This is a genomic window from Lysobacter helvus, from assembly GCF_018406645.1.
In the GTDB taxonomy this organism is placed as follows: domain Bacteria; phylum Pseudomonadota; class Gammaproteobacteria; order Xanthomonadales; family Xanthomonadaceae; genus Noviluteimonas; species Noviluteimonas caseinilytica.
In genome coordinates this window covers 1687210-1705877 of the sequence record NZ_AP024546.1, presented here as the reverse complement: position 1 = coordinate 1705877, position 18668 = coordinate 1687210, and the positions used below count along the sequence as shown (strand labels likewise).

Below are 18668 nucleotides of genomic sequence, written 5' to 3'. Positions count from 1 at the left end.
GGCGGCGCAGATGCTCGATAAAGTCGTCATCGCCAATCGCGGGGAAATCGCGCTGCGCATCCTGCGCGCGTGCCACGCGCTCGGCATCCGCACGGTCGCGGTGCATTCCACCGTCGACCGCAACCTCAAGCACGTCGCCATGGCCGACGAATCGGTGTGCATCGGCCCCGCGCCGTCCACCGACAGTTACTTGAACATGGCCTCGATCATCGCCGCGGCCGAAGTCACCGACGCGCAGGCGATCCACCCGGGCTACGGCTTCCTCAGCGAGAACGCGGACTTCGCCGAACGCGTGGAGCAATCCGGCTTCATCTTCATCGGCCCGAAGGCCGACACGATCCGCCTGATGGGCGACAAGGTCGAAGCGATCCGCGCGATGAAGGCCGCCGGCGTGCCGTGCGTGCCCGGCAGCGGTGGACCGCTCGGCGACGACGCGGCCACCAACGTCAAGATCGCGCGCGAGATCGGCTATCCGGTGATCGTGAAGGCCGCCGGTGGCGGCGGCGGTCGCGGCATGCGCGTGGTGCACACCGAAGCGCACCTGCATAACGCCATCCAGACCACGAAGACCGAGGCGAAGGCCGCGTTCTCCAACGACATGGTCTACATGGAGAAATTCCTGGAGAACCCGCGCCACGTGGAGATCCAGGTGCTGGCCGACGGCCAGGGCAACGCGATCCACCTCGGCGAGCGCGATTGCTCCATGCAGCGCCGCCACCAGAAGGTCGTGGAAGAAGCGCCGGCCCCGGGCATCACGCCGGAGCAGCGCGCGGAGATCGGCAAGGTGTGCGTCGAAGCGTGCATCCGCATCGGCTATCGCGGCGCGGGCACGTTCGAGTTCCTGTACGAAAACGGGCGGTTCTATTTCATCGAAATGAACACCCGCATCCAGGTGGAGCATCCGGTCACCGAGATGGTCACCGGCATCGACCTGGTGCGCGAGCAGTTGATGATCGCCGCCGGCCACAAGCTGTCGCTCAAGCAGAGCGACATCGTGCTGGAAGGCCATGCGATCGAGTGCCGCATCAACGCGGAAGACCCGGACACGTTCATGCCCTGCCCCGGCCTGATCCAGCATTTCCATGCACCGGGCGGCCCGGGCGTGCGCGTGGACAGCCACATCTACGAGAGCTATCGCGTCCCCGCCAACTACGACTCGATGATCGGCAAGTTGATCGTGCACGGCCCCGATCGCGCGACCGCGATCGCGCGCATGCGCGTGGCGCTGAGCGAAATGGTCGTGGACGGCATCAAGACGAACATCCCGTTGCAGCAGCGGATCCTCGCCGACGGCGGGTTCCAGCAGGGTGGGCAGAACATCCACTACCTGGAAAAGCGGCTCGCCGAACGCAAAGAGAAGTCGCTCTCGATCGTGTAATCCGCAGCGGAGGCGTCAATGTCGGAACCCACCGCCACACGCCTCCGCCGCGAAGCGAAAACCGAGCTCGACAAGACCGTCGTCGGCATCGAGCTCACACTGATCTCCATCATCCAGGGCCTCGCCCTGGCGATGCTGGCCACCGCGGCCGTGCAGCCGATGCTCAAGCTGCAATGGGAAACCTGGCCCTACATCTTCACCGGGCTGCTGGTGATCCTGATCTTCTGGTCGCGCTCGCTCATCCATACGTTGAGCTTCATCGGGTGGCCGCTCGAGTTCGGGCACACGTTCGGGTATTTCGGCGCCACGCTGATCGAAGCCGCGGCGCTGACCGAAGTCGCCGATCCGCAGGCGTGGTTCGCGCTCAACGCGTGCTACGCGCTGGCGGTGTGGGGCCTGTACGCGTGGGACCTGCGCGTGGTGCAACGCCAGGCGGGCGACTTCACCACCGACGAAGAGCGCTTGCTGCACGCCGACATCGTGCGCGACCAGCGCGAGAACATCTTCGTGCTGATGCCGCTGGCGGTCGCGTTCCAGGGCGTGTCGTGGTGGCTGGTGCGCCACTATCCCGGCGCGATGCTGGGCCAGCGCTGGCACCTGGTGCTGATCGGGCTCACAGTGCTCTTCAACCTCAACTACCTCCACCAGGGCGTGCGCGTGCTGCGGCGCCGCAGGGACTGGATCCTCGCGCGCCAGGCGCAGGAACGCACCGAAGCCTGAACGAAGTCCGACACCGGCGCCCGCGCGACGTGGCCGGTTGCCCGCGGAGCCCGCGTTCCTTGGACTGCACCCGCCGATCTGCGGGTGTTTTCGTTCCCGCTGATTTCGTCGAGGTCGTCATGTCGCACCGCCCGCTCTTCCGCGCCCAGACCCGCAACGTGGCCCGCTTCCGCAACGCCAAGCGTGCGGTGATCGCGGTGCTCGTCGTCGCAGCCCTGCTCGCGCTCGCGCTGCCCGTGGCCAGCCAGCAGGCGAAGTCGCCGAAGACGCAGCTGTGGATGGATGTGTCGACGCATTCGATGGCGGGCATGCCCGACATGAGCAGCGGCATGGGCGGCATGGCGATGCGCATGTTCGGCGGCGACGCCGCGCAGAACCATTACGGCAACACGCGCTTCGGCGGCATGCCGGGGCAGTACCTGGATGTCGCGCTGCTCAACCAGCTCAATCCCGGCGTCGAAGCCGAAGACCAGATTCCCGCCGGCCTGCAGCTCGGCAAGGTGTTGCCGCTCGTGCCGCCGAAAGCCATCGTGCCGAGCGAACCGAGCGGCAAGTACAAGCCCGGCATGGCCGACGGCAATGCGAAGGCGCGCATCCTCATCTACTGGGGCTGCGGCACCGCGATCCGCCCGGGCCAGCCGCGCGAGATCAAGTTCGAGATGAAGGACGGCAAGGTCACCGGCAACGCGTCGCAATGGGGCAGCGCGATGCAGGGCCGCTACGCGCCGGATCGCACCGTCAACGTCGATCCGAAGTTCGCGCTGTGGCCGAACGACAAGATGCACAAGCTCGTGCCGAAGGGTGCGTCGCTCGTCGGCAACCACAAGATCGCGGGCGCGAAGGTGCCCGAGTCGCTGCAGTTCGACCTGACGCAGAAGCAGGACTTCATGCCGCAGATCGCACTCAGCAGCACCGGTTCGCTGGAAACCGGGCAGACCTGGAACTGGCGTCCCGTCGATCGCGCCACCGGCTACTTCCTGCACGCGATGGGCATGCAGGGCGATGCGATGGTGTTCTGGAGCAGTTCGGAAGTGGCCGACGCGGGCATGGGCATCTTCGATTACCTGCCGCCCACCACCGTCGACAAGTGGATCAAGGAAAAAGTGTTGCTGGCGCCGAGCGTGAGCCAGTGCGCGATGCCGAAGGGCATCTTCGCGGCCACGGGTGGCCAGGCCGGCGGCGGCGTGATGCAGATGATCGCGTTCGGCCCCGAATCCAACATCACGTATCCGCCGAAGCCCGCCGACCCGAAGGCGGCGTGGAATCCGGAATGGAACGTCCGCGTGCGCAACAAGTCCACGACCACGGCGATGCTCGGGATGTCGGTGGATGCGGCGCAAGCCGATCAGCAGGCCGACCAGCCTGCCAAGCCGGAAGAAAGCAAGACCAAGCGCCTGCTGCGCGGCTTGCTCGGCCATTGAGGCGTGACGTGATCCGAAGCGCGCCGGTTTAAACTCCGGCGCATGCCTTACCTCGAACTCACGCTGCGCTGCCGCGAAGCGGACCAGCCGCGCTACGAAAATGCGCTCGAAGACGTCGGCGCGCTCGCCGTCACGTTGCTCGATGCGGACGTGGACACGCCCAACGAACACGCGATCCTCGAACCCGGCGTCGGCGAAACGCCGTTGTGGGGCGAGATCGCGTTGTCGGCGTTGTTCGCGCACGAAACCGACGCGCTGGTGCTGCTGGCCGCGCTCGAATCCTTCGACCCCGGCCTGGACTGGACGCAGGCGCACTTCCGCAACGTCGAAGACCAGGATTGGGAACGCGCGTGGATGGACCAGTACGTGCCGCTCTCGTTCGGCGCGCGCACGTGGATCGTGCCTTGGAATCGCGACCTGCCCGACGGCGCGGACGTGCACGATGCCGCGATCGTGCGGCTCGATCCCGGCCTGGCCTTCGGTTCCGGCACGCATCCGACCACGTCGTTGTGCCTGCAATGGCTCGATGCGCTCGCCGAAGCCGGTGAACTGCAGGGGCGCGCGGTGCTCGATTTCGGGTGCGGCTCCGGGATCCTCGCGCTCGCCGCGCTGAAGCTCGGTGCGCAGCGCGCGGTGGGCGTGGACAACGATCCGCAGGCGCTGCTGGCCACGCACGACAACGCGGAGCGCAACGGCGTAGGGGAGCGGCTGTCCGTGTTCCTGCCGGCGGACGAACCCGTCTCGCAATACCCGATCGTCGTCGCCAACATCCTCGCGTCCGCGCTCGATGCGCTGGCCGACACGCTGGCCGCGCGCGTCGCGCCCGGCGGCCGGATCGCGCTGTCGGGCATCCTCGCGGGGCAGGAAGACGCGCTGCTGGATCGCTACGGCACATGGTTCGACGCCCTGGCCGTGCAGCAGGAAGGTGACTGGATTCGCATCGACGGCGTGCGCAGCGCCTGATTGCCGGACCGCGGCGGCGTGGTTGAATAGCCGCCATGTTCGTCCTGTGTCCCCATTGCCAGTTCCTGGTCGCCCTGGACCCGCGCACCGGCGCGCCGCCCGCGGCGTGCCCGAAATGTGGCGGCGCGATGGGCGATGTCGCGGAGGAAGCGGCCGCGCCCCCGGGACCGGATGCAAGCCCGGCGCCCGCACCTGATCCGGCGCCGGTCGAGGCAACGCCGCAGGACATCGCGGCGCCGCAGGAAGCCGCGCAGGAGGCACTGGCTGCGACGGACAGCGAATCCTTCAGCGCCGACGCGATGATCGCGGCGATGTCCGCGAAACCCGATCGTCGCCCGCGCGCGAAACCGCGCAGCGACGCCGAGCCCGCGAAGCCGCGTCGCACGACGCGCAAGTCGACGACGGACACCCCGGCACCGGAAGCGCCCGCACCGGCGCCGCCCGTGCGCAAGCCGCAAAGGCCGGGATTGGTCGAATGGATGCGTGGTGCGGTGGGCGGACTGCGGTCGAAGCCGGCCGTGCCCAAACCCGTCGAAGCCACGCCGCCGTCCCCCGCAGCGGAAACGCCGCCGGCGCCCACGCGCACGAAGGCATCGGTGAAACCCATCCCGTCATTGCGGGCACGCGCGAAGGCGAAGGCCGACGCGGAGGTCGCCGCCGCAGCGGTCGAGAGCGAAGCGCCGGCGCCCGCGTCGCCGCCGGTGGAGGCGCCGGCGGTCGAAACGCCCGTCGCCCTGGCGCCGAGCGAAGTCGCCCCGCTCGAAACACCGCACCTCGAACTCGTGCCGATGGACCTGGCGCCGGCGGAAGTCGACATCGTGGAAGACGCACCGATCGAGGACGTCGTCGCCGACGTTGCCACGATCGAACGGGAGATCGACGAAGCACCGCCGGTCGAGGCGATCGAAACTGCACCAGTCGAGGTTGCGCGGATCGAAGCTGCGCCAATCGAAGCTGCAGCGATCGAATCTGCACCGAACGAAGCTGCGCCGATCAAGGCTGCGCCAATCGAACCTGCTCCGATCCAATTCGCAGGAATCGAACCTGCACCCATCTCCCCCGAACGCCCCGACGTTTCCCACCGCGTCGACGCACCCGTTGCACCGAAACCCGCAAAAGCCCCCACGACCGCCGTGCCGCGCCGCCGTTCCGCTGCGCAGGCTCCCAGTTTCCTGCGCGATGAAGCCCGCGCCGCGCACACCGCGCTTCCGGCCAGCTGGCCGCGCATCGCGATCCTCGCCGCGCTCGCGCTGCTGCTCGCATTGCAACTGCTGCTGGCACAACGCGACGTGCTCGCGCGCGATGCGCGCTGGCGTCCCACCGTCGACCTTGCGTGTCGCGCTTTGCGTTGCACGTTGCCGCCGTGGCGCGATCCTGCTGCGTTCACGATGCTCGCGCGCGACGTGCGCCCGCATCCCATCGCGCCGGGCACGCTGCAGATCGCTGCGAGTTTCCGCAACGATGCGCGCTGGGCGCAGGCATGGCCGCGCCTGGTGCTGACGTTGTCCGACGTGGACGGGCGCGTGGTGGGCGCGCGGGCATTCACCGCGCGCGAATACCTGGGCGCGCCGCCTACGCAAAACACCCTCGCCCCCGGCCAGACCGCGGCCATTTCCCTGTCGGTGGTCGAGCCCGCGCCCGGCGTGGTGTCATTCGGTTTCGAATTCCGCTGAGCGGCGCATTGCAAGCCGTGCACGGCGGGGATCGGCGCGCTAGACTCGCCGTCCCGTCCGCCAGGGCGGTGCGCCACACGTGCCAGGGGATGCTGTTCTGAACGCCGCCGCCGATCGACAAGACAGCCCCCGTACCGGCCAGCGTCCGCCGTTGCGCGACCACGTCGCGAATTCGGTGCGTCGCTACCTGCGCGACCTCGACGGTTGCGAAACGCAGGAGCTGTACAACATCGCGCTGCGCGAACTCGAGATCCCGCTGTTCGCCGAAGTGCTGAAGTATTGCGACGGCAACCAGAGCCGCGCCGCCACGATGCTCGGTATCCATCGCGCCACGCTGCGCAAGAAGCTGCGGGACTACGGGCTCGGTTGATCCCTGCCCGGCGGCACCGCGCCACCGGCCGGTTCCGTCCGCCCCGCTATAATTCGCGGCCTCCCCCCGCTGCGATGCCCGCATGACCGCCGACCGACTGCCCGTGCGCCGGGCCTTGCTGTCCGTTTCCGACAAGACCGGCCTCGTGGATTTCGCGCGCGCGCTGTCGGCGCTGGGCGTCGAGCTGGTGTCCACCGGCGGCACCGCCAAAGCCTTGCGCGACGCGGGTTTGCCGGCGAAGGACGTCAGCGACCTCACGGGTTTCCCCGAAATGATGGACGGCCGCGTCAAGACGCTGCATCCGATGGTGCACGGCGGCCTGCTGGGCCGCAGCGGCACGGATGACGCAGTGATGGCGCAGCACGGCATCGGCGCGATCGACCTGCTGGTGCTCAACCTGTATCCGTTCGAGAAGGTGTCCGCCGATCCTGCGAGCACGATGGACGAGATCGTCGAGAACATCGACATCGGCGGTCCGGCCATGCTGCGGTCGGCGGCGAAGAATTTCGCGCGCGTCGCGGTGGCCACCGATCCGGCGCAGTACGCCGCGCTGCTCGACGAATTGCAGGGCAACGCCGGCACGCTGTCGGCGCGCACGCGCTTCGCGTTGTCGGTGGCGGCGTTCAATCGCGTCGCGCAGTACGACGCGTGCATCAGCGATTACCTGTCGTCCATCGGCGACGACGGCGCGCGTGGCTTGTTCCCCGCGCAGCAGAACAGCAACTTCGTGAAGGTGATGGACCTGCGCTACGGCGAGAACCCGCACCAGCACGGCGCGTTCTACCGCGATCTGTACCCGGTGCCCGGCACGCTCGCCACGTTCACGCAGCTGCAGGGCAAGGAACTGTCGTTCAACAACCTCGCCGACGCCGATGCGGCGTGGGAATGCGTGCGCCAGTTCGAAGGCACCGCGTGCGTGATCGTCAAGCACGCCAATCCCTGCGGCGTAGCCGAGGCCGCGGACAACGCGGCGGCCTACGAAGCGGCGTATTCGACGGATCCGACGTCGGCCTTCGGCGGCATCATCGCGTTCAACCGCACGCTGGATGCGGCCACGGCGAAGACGATCCTGGACCGGCAGTTCGTCGAAGTGCTGATCGCGCCGGACTACGAGTCCGGTGCGCTCGATTACGCGAAGAAGAAGGCCAACGTGCGCGTGCTGCGCATCCCGCACGGCGAAGGCCGCAACAATTTCGACGTCAAGCGCGTGGGCTCGGGCCTGCTGATGCAGACGAGCGACATCCGCGAAGTGACGCGCGACGAACTCAAGGTGGTCACGCAGCGCGCGCCGACGCCGGCCGAACTCGCCGACATGCTGTTCGCCTGGCGCGTGGCGAAGTACGTGAAGTCCAACGCCATCGTCTATGCGCGCGACGGCCGCACCGTGGGCATCGGCGCGGGCCAGATGAGCCGCGTGGTGTCGGCGAAGATCGCGGCGCTGAAGGCCGAGGAAGCGGGCATCGCGGTGCCGGGCTCGGCGATGGCGAGCGATGCGTTCTTCCCGTTCCGCGACGGCATCGATGCCGCGGCGGCCGCGGGGATCCGCGCGGTGATCCAGCCGGGCGGTTCGATGCGCGACAACGAGACGATCGCGGCGGCCGACGAACACGGCATCGCGATGGTGTTCACCGGCATCCGCCATTTCCGCCACTGACGTTCGTTCCATTCGCAAGGAGTCGCGCATGAAGGTCCTGGTCCTCGGTTCCGGCGGTCGCGAACATGCGCTGGCCTGGAAGCTCGCGCAGTCCAAGCGCGTCGAGGCCGTCATCGTCGCCCCGGGCAACGCGGGCACGGCCAGCGAAACCAAGTGCCGCAACGCGGGCGTGAGCGCGACGGACATCGACGGCCTGCTCGCGCTGGTGGAGCGCGAAGGCATCGCGTTGACGGTGGTGGGGCCGGAGCAGCCGCTGGTCGCGGGCGTCGTGGATCGTTTTCGCGCCGCGGGGTTGCGCGTGTTCGGCCCCACGGCCGCGGCGGCGCAACTGGAAGGCAGCAAGGCGTTCGCGAAGGAATTCCTCGCGCGCCACGGGATCCCGACGGCGCACTACGCCGTGCACACGGACGTGGACGAAGCGCTCGCGTACGTGCGCGCGCAGGGCGCACCGATCGTCGTCAAGGCCGATGGCCTCGCCGCGGGCAAGGGCGTGATCGTGGCGATGACGCTGCCCGAGGCCGAAGCCGCGATCACCGACATGCTCGCCGGCAACGCGTTCGGCGCGGCGGGCGCGCGCGTGGTGATCGAGGAGTTCCTCGACGGCGAAGAGGCGAGCTTCATCTCGATGGTCGACGGCACGCATGCGCTGCCGATGGCGACGTCGCAGGACCACAAGCGCGCGCACGACGGCGACACCGGGCCCAACACCGGCGGCATGGGTGCGTATTCGCCCGCGCCCGTCGTGACGCCAGAAGTGCATGCGCGCGTGATGCGCGAGGTGGTCGAGCCCACCGTGCGCGGCATGATCGCCGACGGCGTGCCGTTCACCGGCTTCCTCTACGCGGGGCTGATGATCGACAAGGCGGGCGCGCCGAAGGTGATCGAATTCAACGTGCGCTTCGGCGATCCGGAAACGCAGCCGGTGATGATGCGGTTGCGTTCCGACCTGGTGGTCCTGGTGGAAGCCGCGATCGACGGCACGCTGGACCGCGCGCACGTGGAGTGGGACCAGCGCCCGTCCCTCGGCGTGGTGATGGCGGCGGAGCACTACCCGGGCACGCCGACGCTGGGCGACATCATCGGCGGGTGGGATGTGCCCGATGTGCGCGGCACGAAGGTGTTCCATGCCGGCACGCGCGTGGAGGGCGACCACGTGGTCACCAGCGGCGGCCGCGTGTTGTGCGTGTGCGCGCTGGGCGAGACGGTGGAGGCGGCGCAGAAGCGCGCGTACGCAGAGATCGCGGGGATTTCGTGGCGCGGGGAGTTCCACCGCCACGACATCGGCTGGCGCGCGATCGAGCGCGAGCGCGAACACGCCGGCCCGGCGCGCTGACGGCGCCTACCAGGCGAACTCCAGCCGCGCGGGCTTGCCCAGCTTCGCGGCGAACAGCACCAGCGTGTCGAGGCTGAACTTCTCGACCTTCCCGCGCGACAGGTCCGACACGCGCCCCTGGCTGACGCCGAGGATCTTCGACGCCGCGACCTGCGTCATGCGGTTGGCCTTGATGTGTTTTTCGAGCGCGGCCATGAGCTCGACGCGCAGGGCGAGCACCTGCGCTTCGGCTTCGACGAAGCCGAGGTCGATGAAGACGTTGCCGCTGGAGGGGCGGATGGTGGCGTCATCGATCGCGTGGTCGGTGGCGGGTTTGCGCATGGGAGTCTCCTGCGTCATTGGATCGAACGGTAACGGGCGCGACCGCGGGTGATGTCGGCCTGCGAGGTCTTCTGCGTTGTCTTCCGGAAGGCGTGCAGCACGTAGACCGCGGTCTCGTTTTCGACGACGTAGAACACGCGCCACGTGCCGCCGGCGGTGCGGACGCGGATCTCGCGGACACCGCGCCCCACGACCGGCATCGGCTTCCAGTCGCGCGGCTCGACGCCGTGCTGCACCAGCCCGAGGTCGATCCCGGCTTCCGCCCGCGCCAGGGGCGTAAATGCACGGAGGTCCTCGAGCGCGGAACCCATCCAGAACAAGCGCTTCAGGGTGGCGGGAGTATGCATGTGGTTGTATTTTTTATGCAAGTGGTTGGGTAGGACGGCGCACGGGGGCGCGGCCGCCGTCGGCAGCTTCCGGATGGCGCACGGGGGTGGATGCGACGTCGGTCGGGAAGCGCGGCGCGCGCGAAACGACGGCGGGCGCCGCGCGAAGCCGGCACGCGCGCGGCTGCGAATTTGTCCCGGTTCGCGGGCCGCATCGCATGCGGCACCATGGGGCCCTCGCCCTGTCACCGGACGCGCCATGCATCGACGAAACGCGTGTGGCGCGCTGGCGAGTGTCTTCCTGCTCCCCGGGATCGCCTGCCTGGGCGCGGTGTTCGTGCCGTCCCTCCACGGCACCGGCTTCTGGAACTTCGCCGTGCAGCATTGGTGGCAACTGTTTCTTGTCGGCGGCGTGCTGTTCTACGCGGCCAGGATCGCGTGCGCGTTCTTCTTCCGACGCTAGCGCGATTGCTTACGCGGCGTCGCCGCGCAATTCCCGCACCTTCGCTTCCATCAGTTCCGCCGTCACCACGTGTCCGTCCACCGGCGCGGCCGCCACCACTTCGACGTGCGCGCGGAAGCGCCGCGGCACGCGCATGCGCTTGAGCTTGCCGTCGCGACGGCTCCACATGCTCGACCACATGCCACGCAGCGCCATCGGCACCACCGGCACGCTGCGGCGCACCAGCACGCGCTCGATGCCCGACTTGAACGGGGCGATGTCGCCGTCCTTCGTCAGCGCGCCTTCGGGGAAGATGCCGACGAGCTCGCCTTCGGCCAGGGCTGCATCGATCTCGTCGAACGCGCGTTGCATCAGCTCCGGATTCTCGCGCGCGCCCGCGATCGGGATCGCCTTCGCGGTGCGGAAGATCCAGCGCATCACCGGGATGTCGAAGATCTTGTAGTACATGACGAAGCGCACCGGGCGCGGGATGCTGGCGGCCAGGATCAGCGCGTCCATGTAGCTGACGTGGTTGCACACGATCAGCGCGGGGCCTTCGTCCGGCACGAATTCCTCCACGCCTTGCACGCGCAACCGGTACAGCGTGCGCACGAACACCCAGCTCAGGAAGCGCATCAGGAATTCGGGGACGATCGTGAAGATCCACAGCGCGACCAGCGTGTGGACGATCGCCAGCGCGAGGAACACCTGCGGGATCGTCCAGCCGAGCCAGCGCTGCGTGGCGATGCCCGCGATCGCGGCGCCCACGATGAAGGCCGCGTTCTGGATGTTCATGCCGGCGATCACGCGCGACAGTTCGGCCTTCGGCGTGCGGCTCTGGATCAGCGCGAACAGCGGCACCACGAAGAAGCCCGCGAACACGCCGATGCCCGACAGCGCCACCAGCACGTGCGTGCGCGAGCCGACCGGCGCGAAGGACAGCACGAACAGGAACACGCTCATCCCGAACGCACCCAGCGGCACGAGGCCGATTTCCACCGTGCGCGCAGACAGTTTTTCGCACAGCAGCGAGCCCACGCCCGTCGCCACCGAGAACACCGCAAGCAACTGCAGGTACGCGGTTTCATCGCCGCCCAGCTGCACCTGCGCATAGGTGGGGAATTGCGCGGTCAGCACCGTGCCGACGAACCAGAACCACGACACGCCCAGCACCGAATTCCGCACCGCGGGTTGCTTGCGCAGCATGCGCAGGATGTGGATCGACTCGGGGATGGGGTTCCAGCGGATCTTCAGGTCCGGCGCCGCGGCGGGCACCGGCGGGATCGCGCGGCTCACCAGGTTGCCGAGGATCGCGAGTGCGATGATCGTGCCGCCCGCGATGAGCGGCCCGTGCGCGCCCCCCAGCTTGAACAGCAACCCGCCCAGCAACATGCCGGCGAGGATGAACACCGACGTGCCCATTTCGACCAGGCCGTTGCCGCCCGTGAGTTCCTCCGGCTTGAGCACCGAGGGCAGGATCGAATACTTCACGGGCCCGAACAGCGTGGACTGCACGCCGGTGCAGAACAGCGCGACCAGCAACACGACCATGTCCTGCAACATGAAGCCGATGGCGGCGATCGACATGATCACGATCTCCATCATCGTGGTGATGCGGATCAGCTTCGACTTCTCCAGCTTCTCCGCGATCTGCCCGGCGGGCGCGGAGAACAGGAAGTACGGCAGGATGAAGATCGCGGGCGCGAGGTTGGTGTAGAGCGTGCGCTGCGCATCGGCGACGGCCAGCCACCCGAGCAGGCCGATGATGGCCTGGCGGTACACGTTGTCGTTGAACGCGCCGAGCGATTGCGTGAGGAAGAACGGCAGGAAGCGCCGTTGCCGCAACAGTTCGAACTGGTTGTGCGCCATGCCGCTCCCCTTCGGATGCGGCGGCAGACTAGCAGAGCGCTTCGTGTCGCGGCGGCTCCGGGCGGCGGGCCCGAGGGGCATGCACGTGGACGTCCGGGGCGTGGCGCACGACGTGCACGATGTCCGCGATGCGACCCGAAGCGTCCGTGATTCGCAGGCACACGCGGCGCGCGCCGTTCCGCCAGGGCACGCGCAGGCGCACGCTGCGCACCGGGAGGGCCGCGCCCTCGCGTGCGGCGTGCCAGGCACCGCGGAAGATGTCGTCGGTGAAGTCGGGATCGATCGACCAATCCAGCGGCGCCTCGTCGCCGCGCGCCCATTCGACGTCGAGCCACTCGTGGTCCTTCGCACCGGCGGGATGCCGGGTCACGGTGGCCTCCGGCATGGCCGCCACGTGCTTGAATCCCGCGGGGTCGATGCGCACCAGTCCGCCGTTCACGCGCGGGAGTACGCGGATGGTGTGCAGGGAGATCGCCGGTGCATGGCGCGATGCGATCGCTTGCGGCAGCGTCGGGGCGACGTGCCACGCCAGCAGCACGATGCGGTCGCAGCCTTCCGTGCGGGCGTGCCGGGACAACACGCGGCACAGGCTCGCTTCGGTGGTGCAGCGATCCGGGCTGTCGACCCACACCAGCGTGCGGCCACGCGCGTGGTCCATGAAACCGATGGCGTGATCGGGGGCGCGCGCGCGTCCGCGCGTCGATCTGTCTTCGGGCGCGGCGACGTCCGGCGTGGCACCGAACGCCCACAGTGCGGCATGCATGGCGACGAGATGCCCCGCGCCGACGTGGCGGCGCGCCCATTCGATCGGCGCGGCGCCCACCGCTTCGTGCGAGAACGCGGGCGCGTTGCGCGCGATCAACAGGCGGCGGAAACGCGCGGCCTGCGCAGCGGACGCGATGCATGCAATCCAGCGGCCTTCGCACGCGCCCACGGCATTGGCGAGCCAATCGGCGTCGTCGGAACAGAAGACGACCGCGCTGCGCGGGGACGTGGCGGAGAGTTTCGGTGCGACCGCGTCGGCCGCCAGCGGGATCGCGCTCCAGAACGCTTCGAACACGAGGCGCATCGTCGGGGATTCGCCATCGATGAAGCGCGCGAACAACGGTTGCGTGTCGCCCATCAGTTTGCGGATGAGTTCGAACACGGGGATGCTCGCGGACAGGCGCCGGGCGGCATCGTCCTGGCCGGTGTCGCCGACGTCGACGGGCGGGACGTCGATCACCGCGGCAACGATGTCCACCGGCGCGTCGCTCGCCTGTTCCGCGAGGAGCGCCGCGAGGGCGCTGGCGGGATCTCCGCACAACATTCGAGAACATTCGCCCTCGGGCGTTGAAACGGAAGATTCAACGGGCCGGATCAACTCTTTCAGCACGGCGCGTTCGCGATTCCTGCCCTTGCGGGCATCGAACAACCGCTGCGCAACGCGGCGGCCGGGTTGGATGAGCTTGGGGAGCTGTTCGAGGAACTCGGCTGGCATGTCGTCCCGCCTCCGCTGAAAGTGGTTCAGGCGACGAGCATAAAAGAATATTTGCATGGCGTTCGCAGGCCCCCGCCTACCTTCCGGCCATGAAAAGTGAACAGACGTTGTTCGGTGAGCGACTGCGTGCATGCCTCAAGCAAGCAGGCTATGCAGAGAGCCCTTCGGAGCTTGCCAGGCTGCTTCCGCGCTTCGGTGGGGACTCGCCGACACCGCAGGCCATCTCCAGCTGGTTGCATGGAAAAAGCATGCCGAGGCACCGGAATCTGTTGGCTTTGGCGAGTTTGCTGCGCATTGATCCCAACGTTCTGCAGTACGGCGCAGACAAATCAACGCGCGTGCGAGAACCGCAAGGCGTCTTTCGCATCGCCGCGCAGGACCAGCACGCGATGGATGCGTTCTTCGCGTTGCATGTGCGCAAGCGCAAGCTGGTGCGCGAATTGATCGAGTTGCTCTCGGATTACGAGAAGAAGCGCTGACGCAAGCCGCGGGTGCGCAGACTCACGCCACCCAACCCGCGATCACGAACAACGCCAGCACCGCCAGCCACAACAGCAGGATGCGCCACACCAGGCTCATCGCATCGCGCAGTTCCGGCAGGCCGGGGATCACGCGCGCGACGGTGCTGCCGCCATCGGCGGTGTATTCGGCATCCACGTCGTCGAGGGCTTCGTCCGCCAGTTCGCTGCGCACGCTCGCGCGCGCGGCGGCGGCGAGGAACCGCGTGTCGCCCGTCCAGCCTGCGCCGCCGGATTCCTTCCACGCGGAAAACACGCTGTCGAAGTTGCCGACCAGCGCGAGCGAGAGCGTCATCAGTTGCGCCACGGGCCAGTCGAGGATCGCAAGCGTCGCGCGCGCGGTCTGCGATGCCCCTTCGGGCATGCGCTTGCGGGCTTCGCCCTGCGCGCACAGCGAGACGAGGCGATACAGCAACGCGCCGAACGGGCCGAGCAGCAGGAACCAGAACAACACGCCGAACCAGCGCCATAGCGCGCAGCGGAACACGGCCTCGACGAGGGAGCCGCCATCCATCGACGGCGCGTCGCGTTCCGGGAACAGGCGGCCGGCGGCGGCGCGGCGCGCGTCGGGATCGGCGGCTTCGACGACGGCTTCGACGTCATGGTCGAGATCGCGCGGACCCCACGCGTAGAACAGGATCGCCAGCGAGAACAGGAACGACAGCAAGCCCAGCGGTTCGTGGTGCAGCGCCGCCTGCAGGAGCGCGACCAGCACCAGCGGCGGCGCGATCGCGAACACCAGGCCAAGGCCACCGCGCCAGCCGGTGTTCTCGCCGAGCTGCGCGCCCAGCCATTCGAGCCAGCGGATGAACCAGTCGTAGCGCCGCAACGCGACGAGCGCGGGCATCGTGTGGCCCACGACGAGGGCGATGACTACGGCAATCAAGGTGACGGACATCGGGCACTCCGCGGCGCCTTCCCGGGCGTCGCCTGCATTCTACGGAATCATCCGCCCGGCAATCAGGATGTGACGGTGGCCAACCAGGTCTCGATCAACCAGCGCGCAATGGAAATGGGTGGGGACAGGCCGATGCCTTCTTCGTCTTCACCGGGCGGCACCATCCAGTCGCGCGCAAGGCCGGCCCGGATGGTCGCGGCGTCGAACCAGCGCACGTCCTCGAGTTCGTCGCCCGCCTGCGGGACGTCGGGCTCGCCATCGGCGAGGAAGCCCAGCATCAGCGATCCGGGAAAGGCCCACGGTTGCGAGGCCACGTAACGGCTCGCGCGCACGCGCACGCCGGTTTCTTCCATCACTTCGCGCGCGACCGTCTGCTCGAGCGATTCGCCCGGTTCGACGAAGCCGGCGATCACCGACCACCGTCGCGCGGGCCAGGCGCGCTGGCGACCGAGCAACAACCGTTGCCCGTCGCTCACCGCGACGATGATGGCCTGGTCGGTGCGCGGGTAATGTTCGCTGCCGCAGCGCGCGCAGCGGCCAAGCCAGCCGGCGCGCACGAACGCGATCTCGCCACCGCATGCGCCGCAGAACTTGTGGCGGTCGTGCCAGTGCTGCATCGCGCGTGCCTGCGCGAACACGGTGCTGTCGAAGGCGGGCCATTGCGCCGCGGCGCTGCGCAGGTCGAGGCGTCCGGGGGCGTCGAACGCGGTCGTGGCGAGGCGTTGCGAAAACCACGCGGTGCCGTCGTTGCGCAATCCAAGGAAGGTTGCGGTGCCGGGGCCGCCACCGAGCGTGGCGCCTTCGGGCGCGAGCAGCGCGCCGCGATCGTCGGCGACGGCGCGTGCGTCGTCATCGAGCAGCAACACGCGTGCGCCGGGCCACCGTTGCGCGAGCGCGTCGGGATCGTCGCGGAGGGCGTCGGCGCGATCGAGCGCGTCGTCGACGAAGGCGAAGGGCGAATTCGGAGACATGGACCGCCGTCGACGGGGAAGCCGGCGGCGATTATCGGTCAGTCGATGAAACTTCGGTCAGACGGTGAAGCTGCTGCCGCACCCGCAGGTGGTCTTCGCGTTGGGGTTGCGGATGACGAACTGCGCGCCCTGCAGGGATTCGCTGTAGTCGACCTCGGCGCCCATCAGGTACTGGAGGCTCAGCGGATCGACGAGCAACGTGACGCCGTCGGTTTCCACGGCCACGTCGTCTTCGCCCCGCGTCTCGTCGAATTCGAAGCCGTACTGGAAGCCCGAGCACCCGCCGCCCTGGATGTAGACGCGCAGCTTGAGGTCGGCATTGCCCTCCCCCGCGATCAGTTCACGCACCTTGGCCGCGGCCGAGGGCGAGAACTGCACGGGGGTATCGAGGGTCTGGTAGGTCGGGAGGAGCGTGGTCATGCGCGACAAGATGCGGGCGGGGCCCGCCCCGATCAAGCGGCGTTTGCTGCGGCGAGGGCAGGCATTGCGTCGAGGACGTTGTCGCCGGCCGGGGATTCCATGTGAACGAGGCGACCCGTCACCTGGGCACCGGCGTGCATTTCCACCACGCGGTAATGGACATTGCCCTGCACGCGGGCCTTGGCGGCCAGTTCGACGCGATCGGTGGCGTGGACGTCGCCTTCCAGGCGCCCGTCGATCATCACGACCGGGGCGTGGACTTCGCCTTCGATGACGCCCGATTCGGCCAGCATCAGCACGGCGCGCCCACCCGGCGTGGCCGTGACGCTGCCGATGATGCGGCCCTCGACGTACAGGCCGCCGCTGAATTCGATATCGCCGCGGAAGGTGACCTGCGCGCCGATGAGGGTGTCGACGGCCTGGCCGTCGCGCGAAGAAGGCTTGCTCTGTTGCTTGAACATCAGGATTCCCCGGGGGTCGACATCAATGTCCACGCGAACGCCTGGTCGACGTTGGCGCCATTGCCGCGCAGCGCGACCTTGACGCGCTGCGGGGTGAAGCCGGGCGGGAGCACGATGCTGCCGCCCAAACGCTGGAAATAACGGAAGTCGTAGTGTTGCGCCGGCGCGCCCGGCTTTGTTTGCAACGCGTCCCACTTCACCGTCGCAAGCTTCCCGTCCCGCATGCCTTCCACGTCGAAGCGCATGTCGCCCTGGCTCACCGCGCCGCGGTTGAGGCTCTGGGTGAGGACGACCTGGTAGCGCCAGCTGCCGCCGGCTTCCTTCGCGAATTCGGCCGAATGCACCGACAGGCCGCGGCGTTCGCCGCCCCCGCCCACGAAGCGTTCGTAGAAGGCCACGTCGGCGCGCAGGCTGGCGATCTGTTCGTCCTTCTCGGCCAGCGTGTCCTGGACGTCGCGGTTGGCATCGCGGCTGATCTGGTCGGACCGGCCCAGCGTGGCGACCCGCTGCTGGAGTTCGCCGATGACCTGCTGCTGGGCGGCGAGGCGACGCTCGGCGTCGGCCATCTTCGCTTCGGGCGAACCCGCCGCCGGGGCGTGCAGCCACCAGGCCAGCCCGGCGCCGAGCGCCAGCCCCAGCACGAGGCCACCCACGGCCATCGCCCAACCGGGAACACGGCTGGCGGCGCGGGGGACGATCTCGAATCTGGGCGGGGGCGTGGCCATGGTCGGCGGCGAACTCCACGGGACGGTCGCGGGGCGGCGCGTATAGTCGGGCGGCGAGTGTAAAGCCATCACAGCGCGCGGAACGGAGGAATTGCCCCATGTCGCAGGCCCACCTTTTCGCTATCGGAATCCTGCTGGCGTGGATGGCGGGGATCCGGGTGTACCTGACGGTCTTCGGCCTCGGCCTGGCCGGCGTGATGGGCTGGCTGGACCTGCCCCCGGCGCTGGACGTGGCCACCTCGCCGTGGGTGCTCGGCGTGTCCGGGCTGCTCGCGACCGTCGAATTCTTCGCGGACAAGATCCCGGGCGTGGACTCGGGCTGGGATTTCCTGCACACGCTGCTGCGCGTCCCCGTCGGGGCGTTCCTCGCCGCGGCGACGCTGTCCCCCAACGGCGACCTGGGCGCCGGCATGCTGGCTACCGGCGCCGGCGTGGCGTTGTCCAGCCACCTGCTGAAGGCCGGCACCCGCGCCCTGCTGAACACCTCGCCCGAACCGGTCAGCAACTGGACCGCCTCGGTGACCGAAGACGTCGCGGTCGTGGGCGGACTTGCGCTCGCGTTCGCGCATCCTTTCCTCGCGCTCGCAATCGTCGTGGCCGTGAGCGCCCTGCTGGCGATGGCGGTGTGGTGGGTGTGGCGGCGCGTGCGACGCGCGCTGTTCGCGCCGCGCCCGCCGGCGCCGGCGACCGAACTTCGCCATTGAGGCCCGCGTCACGTTAATCCG

20 protein-coding genes and 1 pseudogene are annotated in these 18668 nt (G+C 68.6%); 12 read left to right on the top strand and 9 right to left on the bottom strand.

Features of this window, described 5'->3' with window-relative positions; translation table 11 throughout:
* The first annotated feature begins 10 nt into the window (after nt 1-10).
* The 9 genes and pseudogenes from accC to purD all read left to right on the top strand — a co-directional run bounded on the left by accC (nt 11) and on the right by purD (nt 9512).
* The gene (accC, locus tag LYSHEL_RS08350; protein ID WP_213433432.1) at nt 11-1378 is read left to right on the top strand and encodes an acetyl-CoA carboxylase biotin carboxylase subunit; all 1368 of its coding nucleotides are present in this window, start codon (nt 11-13) and stop codon (nt 1376-1378) included.
* A gap of 18 nt (nt 1379-1396) precedes the next feature.
* Entirely contained in the window at nt 1397-2098 is a 702-nt protein-coding gene (locus LYSHEL_RS08345; RefSeq protein ID WP_213433431.1) for a hypothetical protein, read from the top strand.
* A 119-nt stretch (nt 2099-2217) separates the two neighbouring features.
* Nucleotides 2218-3519, top strand: coding sequence for a hypothetical protein (locus LYSHEL_RS08340; RefSeq protein ID WP_213433429.1), 1302 nt, complete (start codon nt 2218-2220; stop codon nt 3517-3519).
* Between the two features lie 42 nt (nt 3520-3561).
* Nucleotides 3562-4482 (top strand): 50S ribosomal protein L11 methyltransferase, encoded by a 921-nt coding sequence (gene prmA, locus LYSHEL_RS08335; RefSeq protein WP_213433427.1) that lies wholly within the window; start codon nt 3562-3564, stop codon nt 4480-4482.
* Between the two features lie 855 nt (nt 4483-5337).
* Nucleotides 5338-5442: pseudogene (locus LYSHEL_RS16145) on the top strand (hypothetical protein); the annotation flags it as partial.
* Between the two features lie 173 nt (nt 5443-5615).
* A complete protein-coding gene (locus LYSHEL_RS16140; protein ID WP_407075180.1) occupies nt 5616-6155 on the top strand; it encodes a DUF3426 domain-containing protein in 540 nt (179 codons plus the stop codon).
* A 97-nt stretch (nt 6156-6252) separates the two neighbouring features.
* A complete protein-coding gene (gene fis / locus LYSHEL_RS08325; protein ID WP_213437722.1) occupies nt 6253-6525 on the top strand; it encodes a DNA-binding transcriptional regulator Fis in 273 nt (90 codons plus the stop codon).
* A gap of 82 nt (nt 6526-6607) precedes the next feature.
* On the top strand, nt 6608-8179 hold the full coding sequence (gene purH, locus LYSHEL_RS08320) for a bifunctional phosphoribosylaminoimidazolecarboxamide formyltransferase/IMP cyclohydrolase (protein ID WP_213433424.1): 1572 nt from the start codon (nt 6608-6610) through the stop codon (nt 8177-8179).
* A 28-nt stretch (nt 8180-8207) separates the two neighbouring features.
* Nucleotides 8208-9512: a phosphoribosylamine--glycine ligase gene (gene purD / locus LYSHEL_RS08315; protein WP_213433423.1), complete on the top strand. Its 1305-nt coding sequence runs from the start codon at nt 8208-8210 to the stop codon at nt 9510-9512.
* Nucleotides 9513-9518: 6 nt separating this feature from the next.
* Here purD and LYSHEL_RS08310 read toward each other — a convergent pair whose 3' ends face one another.
* Both LYSHEL_RS08310 and LYSHEL_RS08305 read right to left on the bottom strand, forming a co-directional pair.
* Nucleotides 9519-9833 (bottom strand): helix-turn-helix domain-containing protein, encoded by a 315-nt coding sequence (locus tag LYSHEL_RS08310; protein ID WP_213433421.1) that lies wholly within the window; start codon nt 9831-9833, stop codon nt 9519-9521.
* 14 nt (nt 9834-9847) lie between these two features.
* Complete coding sequence (locus LYSHEL_RS08305) at nt 9848-10180, bottom strand: type II toxin-antitoxin system RelE/ParE family toxin (RefSeq protein ID WP_244858481.1); 333 nt, start codon at nt 10178-10180, stop codon at nt 9848-9850.
* Between the two features lie 238 nt (nt 10181-10418).
* Between LYSHEL_RS08305 and LYSHEL_RS08300 the strand changes: the two genes are divergently transcribed.
* Nucleotides 10419-10622: a hypothetical protein gene (locus LYSHEL_RS08300; protein ID WP_213433419.1), complete on the top strand. Its 204-nt coding sequence runs from the start codon at nt 10419-10421 to the stop codon at nt 10620-10622.
* A gap of 9 nt (nt 10623-10631) precedes the next feature.
* On the opposite strand, the gene LYSHEL_RS08295 is transcribed toward LYSHEL_RS08300, so the two are convergent.
* Nucleotides 10632-12470: an MFS transporter gene (locus LYSHEL_RS08295; protein WP_213433417.1), complete on the bottom strand. Its 1839-nt coding sequence runs from the start codon at nt 12468-12470 to the stop codon at nt 10632-10634.
* Nucleotides 12471-12498: 28 nt separating this feature from the next.
* Nucleotides 12499-13950 carry a hypothetical protein gene (locus LYSHEL_RS08290; protein WP_213433415.1) on the bottom strand — a complete coding sequence of 484 codons (1452 nt, stop codon included), beginning with the start codon at nt 13948-13950 and terminating at the stop codon, nt 12499-12501.
* An 89-nt stretch (nt 13951-14039) separates the two neighbouring features.
* Between LYSHEL_RS08290 and LYSHEL_RS08285 the strand changes: the two genes are divergently transcribed.
* On the top strand, nt 14040-14429 hold the full coding sequence (locus tag LYSHEL_RS08285; protein ID WP_213433413.1) for a hypothetical protein: 390 nt from the start codon (nt 14040-14042) through the stop codon (nt 14427-14429).
* Nucleotides 14430-14451: 22 nt separating this feature from the next.
* On the opposite strand, the gene LYSHEL_RS08280 is transcribed toward LYSHEL_RS08285, so the two are convergent.
* The 5 genes from LYSHEL_RS08280 to LYSHEL_RS08260 all read right to left on the bottom strand — a co-directional run bounded on the left by LYSHEL_RS08280 (nt 14452) and on the right by LYSHEL_RS08260 (nt 17943).
* Complete coding sequence (locus tag LYSHEL_RS08280) at nt 14452-15366, bottom strand: cobalamin biosynthesis protein (RefSeq protein WP_213433411.1); 915 nt, start codon at nt 15364-15366, stop codon at nt 14452-14454.
* Nucleotides 15367-15428: 62 nt separating this feature from the next.
* Nucleotides 15429-16337 (bottom strand): NAD(+) diphosphatase, encoded by a 909-nt coding sequence (nudC, locus tag LYSHEL_RS08275; protein ID WP_213433409.1) that lies wholly within the window; start codon nt 16335-16337, stop codon nt 15429-15431.
* 57 nt (nt 16338-16394) lie between these two features.
* Nucleotides 16395-16757, bottom strand: a complete 363-nt coding sequence (gene erpA / locus LYSHEL_RS08270; RefSeq protein WP_213433407.1) for an iron-sulfur cluster insertion protein ErpA — start codon at nt 16755-16757, stop codon at nt 16395-16397.
* Between the two features lie 32 nt (nt 16758-16789).
* Nucleotides 16790-17218, bottom strand: a complete 429-nt coding sequence (locus LYSHEL_RS08265) for a bactofilin family protein (protein WP_213433405.1) — start codon at nt 17216-17218, stop codon at nt 16790-16792.
* Nucleotides 17218-17943, bottom strand: a complete 726-nt coding sequence (locus tag LYSHEL_RS08260; RefSeq protein ID WP_213433404.1) for a DUF6776 family protein — start codon at nt 17941-17943, stop codon at nt 17218-17220. Before LYSHEL_RS08260 ends, LYSHEL_RS08265 begins: the two co-directional genes overlap by 1 nt.
* A 98-nt stretch (nt 17944-18041) precedes the next feature.
* Between LYSHEL_RS08260 and LYSHEL_RS08255 the strand changes: the two genes are divergently transcribed.
* The gene (locus LYSHEL_RS08255) at nt 18042-18647 is read left to right on the top strand and encodes a DUF4126 domain-containing protein (protein WP_213433402.1); all 606 of its coding nucleotides are present in this window, start codon (nt 18042-18044) and stop codon (nt 18645-18647) included.
* Nucleotides 18648-18668 lie beyond the last annotated feature (21 nt).